The 9,276-nt window shown below is 57.5% G+C and carries 3 protein-coding genes; 1 reads left to right on the top strand and 2 read right to left on the bottom strand.

Features of this window, described 5'->3' with window-relative positions; translation table 11 throughout:
- The first annotated feature begins 327 nt into the window (after positions 1 to 327).
- Entirely contained in the window at positions 328 to 1,650 is a 1,323-nt protein-coding gene (locus N1F89_RS06690; RefSeq protein WP_290082726.1) for a site-specific integrase, read from the top strand.
- Between the two features lie 91 nt (positions 1,651 to 1,741).
- Here the strand turns inward: N1F89_RS06690 and N1F89_RS06685 are convergent, their stop codons facing one another.
- Together N1F89_RS06685 and N1F89_RS06680 are read right to left on the bottom strand one after the other, a co-directional pair.
- Positions 1,742 to 3,706 carry an AAA family ATPase gene (locus N1F89_RS06685; protein WP_290082725.1) on the bottom strand — a complete coding sequence of 655 codons (1,965 nt, stop codon included), beginning with the start codon at positions 3,704 to 3,706 and terminating at the stop codon, positions 1,742 to 1,744.
- Between the two features lie 5 nt (positions 3,707 to 3,711).
- A complete protein-coding gene (locus tag N1F89_RS06680; protein WP_290082724.1) occupies positions 3,712 to 9,276 on the bottom strand; it encodes a DEAD/DEAH box helicase in 5,565 nt (1,854 codons plus the stop codon).

Raw genomic sequence — 9,276 nt, 5'->3', positions numbered from 1 at the left:
GGCCGCGTCGAACCGGCGCCCAACCCATTCGCCCCGGAGAATGTGTAAACGATCTCTCCGGTATCAGCTGTAAACCATGTCCCCGGTATGGACCCAGTGGTATTTGGCGCACCCGACAGGATTCGAACCTGTGACCTCTGCCTTCGGAGCTGGTCTAAGGACCTATCCGAATTGCACGATAGGGCACGCCAGAGCACGCTAACTAACTGAAATGGATTGATTTTCAGAATCGGAGCTCCGAAGTCTCTATCCGTGAATACGCCTTGATTTCCGCCCGTGTGCTTGCGTGGTGCTTACTCGAAATCGGGGCTTCCGAGGGACGGGAGCATGACCAAACTGACCAAACGGTTCGTAGAGGCCGTCGGGCCGCAGAGCAAAGGTCACGTCGTCTGGGACGACGAATTGCCGGGCTTCGGTCTTCGCGTCTATCCCTCCGGCAAGCGCAGCTACATCGTCCAGTACCGGTCTCGCGGCCGTTCACGTCGCTACACGATCGGTACTCATGGCGTCTGGACACCCGAGACCGCCCGCCGCGAAGCCAAGGCCCTGCTCGGACAGGTTGCCCATGGCGGGGATCCCGCTGAAGAGCGCGAGGAGGACCGCAAGGCGCTGACCATCAAGCAGCTATGTGAGCAGTATATCGCCGAAATGGAAGCCGGCCTCATCCTAGGGAAAGGCGGCAGGCCGAAGAAGGACACCACCATCGCCACCGATGTCGGCCGTATCCGCAGGCACATCATTCCTCCTCTCGGGACGCGGCGTGTGCGGGACATCACCAAGCCGGACATGAACAACCTGATGAAGGACATCATCGCCGGCAAGACACGCGTGACCATGAAGACCGAAAAGCTGCGCGGAAAGGCCATCGTTCGGGGTGGCCGTGGCACTGCGATACGGACGATGGGTCTGCTTGGTGGCATCTTCTCATACGCAGTCGAGGCTGGGGTGATCGAGCACAATCCCACGCATGGCCTCCGCAAGCCGAAATACCAGGTTCGCGACCGTCGCCTTAGCGAAGCTGAGTATCGTACTTTGGGAGACATCCTTCGACAGGCTCAGCAAAGTGACCGCTACAGGATACATGCCGAGATCCTCAGGCTGATTACGCTGACCGGCTGCCGGCGCGGAGAAATCGTCAACCTCAAATGGAGCGAGGTCGATCTTGAGGGGAGCTGTCTGCGGCTGGTTGACAGCAAGGAAGGCTCCTCGGTTCGCCCGGTCGGCCTGCCGGTCGTGGAATTTCTGGAGAAGGAACGACCGCACAGAACCGGAACCTACGTCTTTCCCGGCCAGGGCATCGACAACGCGGTCGGGAATTTTCCGCAGAGCTGGAAAAAGCTATTCAAGGACACCCCACTCTGGGATGTGACCCCCCATGTGCTTCGGCACAGTTTCGCGAGCATCGCCAATGACTTGGGCTTCACCGAGATCACGATCGCAGCGCTGATTGGCCACGCCAAGGGATCGGTCACGAGCAAATATGTCCATACCCTCGACTCCACGCTGATTATGGCCGCCGACACCGTGTCCGGCTACGTGAAGGCTCTGCTTGAAGGGGCCGAGTTCAGGCGGAACACCTACACGCTGGATCGGCAATCCCGCAAAAGCGCTATCGATCAAATGCTTATCAGTTCAAGACCCGCGAGGTAGACAACCTACCCATAGCTTCGTGGCCACCCGATCTCTGGCCATTTCTGGATGGCATGTGACATGACTGTTCGCAGCGGGGACGGAGCTCAATTTACAGCTTTATCCATTCAACGAAGTCAGATTGCCGCTTCTGAACGGTCATGAGCGCATCTTTCACAACCGATGGCCGCCCTGACACGTTGATGACCAATGTATCCATCGCTCGGGTCAGGGGGATCATCATCCACTGCGCAGCGAAAGCTGCAGCAAGATCCTGCTTGGTTTCAAACAGCCCGCCAAGGTCAGGAGGTGATGCCAGCCATTGATCGTATTTGTAGTCATAGAAATCATCAAAGGCGTAGTTGATCACGGTCCAGCCTTCGAGCCCGCGGCAGGAGTCGTATTGCACGATCCGCAGAGCGTCGCGCTCAGTTGGATAAATTTCCCGGACGTCGGACGATGATGCGTCCCAGACGGCGCCTCCGTTCTGTCGAATAGCCCGTCCCGGAACCGAATAGGTATCTTCTGCATCGTGGACTACCAATGATGGCGGAACGCATGCGAGCAGATCGACAGGATAGTTTCCGAGTTCCGCAGCTTCCTTGAATATCTGATTCAACAACGCAGTTTGACTGGCCATGTCACCCTCAACGATGATGACCCGTCCTCCATTGGCGTCTGGATTTGGTTCGAGGTCCCAGTCCTGAAGGCCGAGGGAATCAGCACAATCGGCTACGAAATGAGCGAGATTTGCCTTCATTCTCAAGCACCGACGCAACCGACGGGGCCGCAACTTCTCTCGTGCAAGTCCCGATGACCAATCCGCTACGGATGCCCGCACATACTGATCGACTCCGTCGGCCACAACAATGCGTTCAGGTTGATAGACTGCCCGTAGGATATCGATTTCATTGGATGGCCAATCCTGCCCTTCATCGACGAAGATTGCGTCCCAGGCGAAATCGTCGGCGTTGTTCTGAAGGACGCTCTCAAGGTCATCACGGGAAAGCGCTCCGCTACGGATGTAGTCCAAGAGAGTTTCCTTGTGCTCCTCATAACGCTCCAAAAAGCTATCGTAAGTCTTGATGATGCCGAGTTCATGCATCAGGCGGCCGACGAACGCATGCACCGTTTCAATCCGAATGCCACCTTTCTCGATCTGGTGAGGTACACCGAGCAGTGCCATCGTGCGTCTCATGTCGGCGACAAGTGCTTTGTTGTAGGTCAGCACGAGCGACCGCATCCGATTACTATCATATGCACGATACGCCATCTGAAGAAGGATGACGGTCTTCCCAACGCCGCCCCTGCCACGGACTACGATTTGCTTATGTGTTAGGTCATCGAGCCATGCGTCGGGCAGTGCAGCCTTAACAATGCGATCCATGCGCCGCCGGTCGAGCGGCGTGGGCTCCATGGTCTGAAGCAAAGTGGTCTCCGGCGAGAAGATTGAAGCGAAGACCTCCTCCGAGCCAAAGCTGAGCGTTACGCGGCGGTTATTATTCGCCGGAGACGACACCTGTCCCAAAATGTTCAGAATGCGTTCGAAGCTCGCATCGATGCCGAAACAGTTGTGCGGCCGTTTGGGTAGGTCGGGTTCACGCAGCCCGGAAAAGAAAATCAGATCCTGGAGATAGATCTTCGGCACACCGTTCCGTGCAAGGTACTTCTTGAGTTCGAATACCTGCTGCCGGGTCTTTTCGGTCACGCACTCCCAGCCTCTGGGATACTTTACCGAAGCAACCTTGTCGTCGAACCTGACACCCGTCGCGTCGTGTGATTTGGCCTCAATGACAAGGGCGAAGCTTCGCACCGAAGCGCGCCGAGGAACGAAAGGCTCACCCTCACGGGGATAGAATTTGAACTCAATGTCAAACTCGCGTGGCTCGGAGAACTGCCCCACCACAAAAAGGTCGATGTCTTCGATCGGATGTCCGTAAAGCTTGAGCCCAACAAAGATCTTCACATGATCGTCGGGATTCTGGCTGAGATCGGGCCATACGGCAAGCAATTGCTTACGCAAATGCAGTGCTGCCTCGTATTCCTTCCCTTCGCCGACGCCAACCAGTTCTATCATCTACTTCAACCGGTGATCTGCTGGTAGATGGTGCGCGTTGCCGTTGGAAGGTTCCCCCGTATGACGAGTTCATTCTCGACAATCACCTGGTACTCAGTGCCGCTGTCGCGAAATTCAGCTATCGCCGGATCAGCGGGATGACCTGTCGTCAAAGGCCCCGAAAGCGCAATGACGAACTTCCGACCTTTGCATTCAGCAAGAATTGGAGCCGTTACTGACTTCCCATTCCCATAGGCGATTTTTGGCCCAGCCTCGAATGTCGCCATCCCCTCGTCGCGCCGGAGGAGATCGTTCAGCAACAAGGCTGTAGACCGCTTGAGGCGTTCAGCACTGAATCCGGGATTCTGTCCTGTCAGCAGATATTCCAGCAGTTCGGCGCCCACATGCCTGTCGAGCAGGCGATGTTCGAATTTGTTCTTGAAGCTCCGCAAACACCGGTAGCACGAAGCGTCACAGTCCTCGGGGCAGGTTTTCAGCAACTGGAGTGCGCGCTGGAACAGCTCAAGTCCGCGATCTGCAAACTGACTCGCAAAGCCCGCGCCGCCAGGAAGCGTGTCATAGAGAAAGATCTCTGCTTCCAACCCGCTCTTGCCCGCAGGAGTGAGCGCAGGTCGATATTCGGCCATCAGTTCGCCAGGCTCGATCTCCAGTATCTGGCATGCCGCCTTGGCAAGTGCTTCGCTGACAGTTCGCAGCGCGACATCCGTTGAGTAGTGCCCCGGCTTCAGTTTGAGCGGTGCGGCCACGCGCATTGAGAACAGCGCGATGTCCGTGATGAAATCGGTCCCAAGCACTAGGTGGCGTGTCGGTCCAATGCCATCACACATGAGTTTGTCGTCATCATCCGGATAAGGCTTGCGGTGGGGCGCCGCCAGGATCGGCGAAGGGGTGTTGCTCGCTTCTATTCGGCCGCATTTGACACAGTAGTTGTATCCTTCTTGCTGCGGACCCGTATTCGACACCAGGAGATGCCGCCGAGTTTTCAGGCTACGGATACGCTCATTGGCTTCGGACCAGCCCTCATCGTCTCCCGGCGTTCCCATCGTCAATTTCGCTCGGGTGGCGTAGCTGGTTTCCGGAATTTCGTCGGGAGACGTCATTTCCTCGACGCCGATTGGGTGAGCAAACCCCGGCGGCCGCATCCAGTAGCGAGCGGGCCCAAATGTGTTTTCGCCACCGCACGCCTCGCAATCAGTCGTGTCATTGCGGACGATTTCACCCGCTTCGAACGTCCTCGCGAAACCACAGTCGCTGCATTCCATGTAGAGACGTTTGCTCTCCCAAGCGTGGAAGCGGTCGTCCTTCATGACCGAATAGATGGCCCCCGAAGTGTAGCACTTGCCCGCAATCCAGACCTGTTTGTCCGGCGCATATTGGGAAAGCGCTATCGGCAAGCCCTGTGAGGGCGCGAATTTCATGATGTGTCTGTGGCGGGACGACCGGTCGCGGTCGAATACGTGGAAGGTCGCAACATCAGTCGGAAATGCGTACCGAGGGAGCTTCCCGCAGTAAAGGAGGCGGTCCAGCATCTTGCCGGGGCTGGAAGCCTGCTGCGGGTGTTCTTCTCCTTCCTCAGCTGCTTCTTCGTCACCGGCGGTATCGTCGTCGTCGTCATCGTCGGTCTCGTCCTCTTCACCGGGACCAGGGGCGATGGCCTCGTCCACAGCTTGAAGGCAATCACTGACGAACTCACCGAGGAGAAGAGCCCGATCGTCTCCGGATAGCTGCTCAGGAATCCACCCGGCTATGCGGGTACGCAACGTCTCCTCATTGTCGGCGAGCCATGCCGCGAAGTCGTCCCGATTCAAGAGTGAATCCGCCTTTCGAAAGCCGGAAACGCTTCCCAGGACTGAAAACAGATCGTGTGGCTGGTCCGGGTCGATGATCGGAAGGCGATCCTGGTGATAGTTCTGCAGGAGGAACGCGCGGATGTGACGGCGCACGATCTCAGGGTTGTCCAATGTCAGTTTCGGGTCGACGACATCACCCCGGATCATCTCGTCAGGTTGGGAGAAATAGTGCTCATCATGGCTGTCTGCGCTCCCAAACGCGACGACTGTTGCTACAGCATTGCCGCGGCGACCTGCACGGCCTGCCCGCTGCTGATAGTTGGCACGCCCGGGCGGCATGTTTCGCAGGGCCACGCCTGACAAGGCTCCGAGGTCGATACCGACTTCCATAGTCGTCGTGCTGGACAAAATGTCGATTGCGGTGGAACGCCCTCCAAGACCGCTCCCACTCAGCGCGATATCCTGGAACAAGAGCTCATTTTCTTCCGCCTTGGAGAACACATCCTCGTTTTGCGGCGCGTTGAGCTGGGCAGTGTGTTCAGCGGCAATGAGAGCCATCGGCTGCCGCGGCGGGTCCTCAAGGGCCTGCGTAACCGGTTTGCGATAAAAACCTTTGCGCGCAAGAAAGACTGGGTCGGCATCTGGATCAAGGGCGGAGACGGTATCACTTCCGCAGTCAAGGCAGCTTTCAATGCCGGGGATAGGACGATGGACCGATTTGCAACTTGAGCAATGCACCCAGGCGCCATCAAACTGGAGCGAAAGCTCGCTGCCGTTCAGGCAACGATACCCACTCTCCACTGATTGCGTGAACCACTTGAGCAGTTCCGGCGACCAGCTATCCCAAAAGACCTTCCTGGCGGCCTTATCGTCGATGACGGATTCAATCGCCTTGATCTTGGCTTTTGGGTTTCGCGGCTTGACCCGAAATCCTTCTGATGGCGGCCGATTAATCCAAGTGCCCGGCATCTGCGCAAGCCTGAAGCCGTTGTTGTTCCAGCACCGTAACCAGTAGCGCGCGATCGCAAGTTTGGCCTCATCGGTCTCAGCGAATCCCGGTATCGGCGGCAAGCCCAATATCTTCTTTGTGTGGCGATCGCTTTCTTTCAACGTTGCGAGCGCCAGGGGCTCCATCCCCCAAAACCTGTCGGTCAAGGTCGTCAGCATGCTGCTAAGCAGCGACTCCGGCGGACGGTGAGCCCGAATTTCCAACAACAAGCTCAACAAGGTCGACGGATCTTCCAGGTCATCCCGGCGGACCGCCTCGTCTACAACTTCTTCAGCATCAAAGTTTTCCCCGCCCCGCATTTCCGGACGCAGGCGCACGTTCAGGCGTTTGGAGGCCAGCAACACACCAAAATATAGGTCGTCGAGGTTCAGGTGCGGGCGAATTGCATCCTGTTCCTTGAGCCAATTGAAGCCGCTGATGATCAGGGGGCGGAGAGAATCTCGCTCGGAATACATCTGCAGATTGGGTGCGAGGCGAGCTGCCACTTGTCGGGAGTCGGAGAAGGCGAGCACTTTGCGGCCGCGCAGAGGAGCAAATGGTGTCGCTTCCTGCGGCCCTGGAGGCTGAATTTGGATTTGTCGAGCGAGTAACGCCTGAAAGGGCTGGTCACCCTTGGTTTGATGGTCTTGCACATAACTGCGCCCAAAGCGTGCCGTCTTGCCGCAAACCGCACACGGAGTGAACTGACCACGTGACTCGAAGCTGTTGTCGTTCTCATTCTCGTCGTCGGCGGTATCGTTGAGCCGATCCTGACGGATGAAGACCGTTCGCATGCGCGGTCCGGGTGTGAGCGGATTCAGTTGCCCTGTTTCCAGATCGTAGTCGGCTGGTTCAGCGCTATCGTCGTGCGCAGGCTGCTCAAGAAGCAAGTCGATGGGTAGCAACGGGCTAGTCTCGCCACTTGCCATGCGCAACTGCTCTCCCGGTTCGGACCAGAGAGCGCGCGGTGAATCGACGTCGTCGGTATAGGCTCGAGCGTAAGCGGTTCCGCAGTTGCGGCAGGTGAACAACTCAAGGACCCGGGCACCACACCCGCATTCTTCCGACGGTTGCGAGTACATCTTCCCGCAGATGCCATCACGTTGATCCTCGGAGAGCTCGCTGCAGTCTGGATCCATACAAACCCAAAGGCCAGGCAAGCCCCGAAAGAAGTTGTGTATGCGGCAGGGCAGCAATCCGGGTAGATTCGGCTCCGGCCTCGCAACGCTACCGAGCGCCATCAGGACAGTAACGGCTTCATCGGCGGTTTTGGCCGGAACATCGCCGGCAAACAGAAAAGTGCCAAGCTCGGCGATGGGCCGGGCTTCCTTCATCGTCGCATTAATTAGTGCGCACATTGCAGGGAACGATTTCAACGCATCGAAGAGCCCACGCTCTGTCGATTCCGCACCCGTAACGCCTCGGTAGTCGAGCAACGGCGTAATCAATGCCAGCTTGGCATCGTCAGAATCCGCCTCGTAGAATGCATTCAGATCAATCCCGGAAAGGGCTTCGGCGTCCTCCAGCGTTCCCTTCCCGGCACCTTCCTTGAGATCGAGTGTGCCTTCGATTGGAACGAAGGTATCAGCCGGGACGCCGGAGAGCTGCGATCCAAACGCGGGGGCATAATCAGCATCTTTGAAACTCGCTGTCGCGCAGATAATCCGGAAACGGTCTTCCGGGACACCGATCCGGTCCCGCAACCGTCTTAGCAGCAAACCCACTTCTGCGCCGGCGGCACCGCGGTAGAGGTGCGCTTCGTCGAGCACTACCAGAAAGGTCTCGTTCGGGTTGTCAGCAAGCCACTCACGTGTCCTGTCAAAGATTGCTCGCTCAATCGGCCGCATGAGCATGTATTCGAGCATCGAGTAGTTCGTGACGAGCAGGTCAGGCGGCGCGGCATGGACTTCGTGTCGCGTCAGAAGTTCGGAGTCGTCAGGTAGCGTAACCGCCCTGACGAACTCTCCCGTCTTCCGGTCTTGCCAGGCGCTGCCCTTTTGCCCGAACCAGGCTTCAAGATCGGGTTTTGCTGGCCATTTGCCGCGATCCTTCAAGGCGGCCAGCAACTCAACAGCTTGTGCTTTTTCTTCGGCATCGTCGCTGTCCGCACGCCTGAGCACGTCGACGTAGAAGCTGTCGAAGGATTGTAGTCGCGACGAATCCTTCTTCGACGTGCGAATGCCTGCATACGGGGTCCGGCTCGTATATCGGGCAAATCGAGGTGGGCGGCCACACCACTCCTTGAAGGAATTGACGAGGCGCGGGTCGCCCAGCAAGGCGCGAAGTCGTCCCAACTGGTCGTTTACGAGCGCATTCATCGGATACATGATCAGCGCCCGCATCGCGGGCTGCTCAGCGAAGACACTGGGACGCGTTTGCGCCTCCTGCGCAAACTTGCCCAGGATCGGAAGAAGGAAAGATTCCGTCTTTCCCGAACCTGTCCCGGTCATGATGACCAGATTCTTTCCGTCGATGAGATTGTGACGAAGCGACTCGGCCTGGTGCTTGTACGGAGGATCGTAGATCAACCGCGGAAGGCCTTCGCTCGGAGAACTCAATCGTGAAAAGAGCGTCTGCGCCGCCGACGGCAGTCCGACCATTGAGCCGAATGTATTGCCCGTTTGGTATTTTGGCGTCGATTCGAGATAAGGGACGCGATGAATGACACCGTCACGTTCAAGAAGGTGTTGCCGCTGCGCAATCAGCGACGGGGCACTGATGTGGTATGTTGCCTCGATATAGTCGCTCAGCGAGCCGTGCAGATTTTCTATAGTTTCCTTAATTGTCTGCAT

The sequence above is a fragment of the Aquibium sp. A9E412 genome (assembly GCF_030398335.1).
GTDB lineage: Bacteria > Pseudomonadota > Alphaproteobacteria > Rhizobiales > Rhizobiaceae > A9E412.
The sequence above is the reverse complement of the archived record's forward strand: the minus strand, read 5'-3'. Positions and strand labels throughout refer to the sequence as shown.